We start from the raw sequence: 696 nt of genomic DNA, 5'->3' as shown, positions 1-696 counted from the left end.
CCACGGAGTGATTCATGACTGGGGTGAAGTCGTAACAAGGTAGCCCTAGGGGAACCTGGGGCTGGATCACCTCCTTATACGATTTAGAACTTATTTGTTCGTAGTGTCCACACAGATGATTGTTATTGTAAAGAGAACAAACACTTATTGTTTGGGTCTGTAGCTCAGTTGGTTAGAGCGCACCCCTGATAAGGGTGAGGTCGGTAGTTCAAATCTACTCAGACCCACCACTTCTTCAACGAAGTCGGTAATCAAACAATAAGTACCAGCATATGTGGGGCTATAGCTCAGCTGGGAGAGCGCCTGCCTTGCACGCAGGAGGTCAGCAGTTCGATCCTGCTTAGCTCCACCACTTACTTCTTAAAAATAAATATTCTTTTATCGGGCAGCATAATCGCCTGAGAATAGAGTGTGTTTAATTTTGAGAGGTTTTTGTATCTCTTGCTCTTTAAAAATTTGGAAAAGCTGATAATAAAATTCGTATAAATACAGTGTATTTGTACAGAGTTTTCAAAAGTAAAAAAGAATGATAGCAGTATCATTCAGTGCCATTTAATGAACGTTTCGTTTATTGATTGGTATCTACTTTAGTATTCAATATTAACTTCTGGCGAAGTTAAACTGTCACGAAACAAAGACCCGTTTGGGTTGTATGGTTAAGTGACTAAGCGTACACGGTGGATGCCTTGGCAGTTG

The 696-nt window shown here is 40.9% G+C and carries 2 tRNA genes and 1 rRNA gene; all 3 read left to right on the top strand.

Annotated elements, in window-relative coordinates:
• A 16S ribosomal RNA gene (locus H5183_RS21455) occupies positions 1 to 77 on the top strand; the annotation flags it as partial.
• 76 nt (positions 78 to 153) lie between these two features.
• Positions 154 to 230: transfer RNA gene (locus tag H5183_RS21450), tRNA-Ile, on the top strand.
• Positions 231 to 276: 46 nt separating this feature from the next.
• Positions 277 to 352 (top strand) — tRNA-Ala (locus H5183_RS21445).
• Positions 353 to 696: the final 344 nt, after the last annotated feature.

It is taken from the genome of Pseudoalteromonas sp. SR44-8 (genome assembly GCF_014163635.1).
GTDB lineage: Bacteria > Pseudomonadota > Gammaproteobacteria > Enterobacterales > Alteromonadaceae > Pseudoalteromonas > Pseudoalteromonas rhizosphaerae.
Note: the sequence above shows the minus strand (reverse complement) of the source record. Positions and strands in the feature narration are given on the sequence as shown.